Origin of the sequence: Vibrio sinensis, from assembly GCF_003605645.1 — a bacterium.
Taxonomy (GTDB): Bacteria; Pseudomonadota; Gammaproteobacteria; order Enterobacterales; family Vibrionaceae; genus Vibrio; species Vibrio sinensis.
Genome location: NZ_QVMU01000207.1, coordinates 1 through 365 on the forward strand (window position 1 = coordinate 1; position 365 = coordinate 365).

The following is a 365-nucleotide window of genomic DNA, read 5'->3' on the forward strand; positions in this document are numbered from 1 at the left end:
AAATCCAGGTAACCTTCCGCATCATCGCTCGCCCGACCGACGGCCTCCACGAATGCCGATTTGCCAACGGTGTTCACACTGCGGATATAAAAGTAATAATCATGGCCCGGTTTGATATTGATACTGGCGGCTATCCAGTACAGCGCCGTACCAAGATAACGCGTGCTGGTTTCAACCTGTCTGATATCCGCAATCTGCTTTTCCGAGAACCAGAACTCAAACTGTACCGTCGGGTCATAAACGGCAAGATGCGGCGTGGCGGTTATCTGAAAATAGCCCGGCGTCAGCTCAATCCTCGACGGTGCTGCCGGTGCGGCAATCCGGAACGATACCGACGCCGGATCGCCCTGCTGCCCCCACGCATT

The 365-nt window shown here is 55.1% G+C and carries 1 protein-coding gene; it reads right to left on the bottom strand.

The features are described 5' to 3' along the window. Positions 1 to 365 (bottom strand): phage tail tip protein J-related protein (locus tag DZ860_RS24225; protein ID WP_439333190.1); only part of this gene is annotated, 365 nt, incomplete at both ends.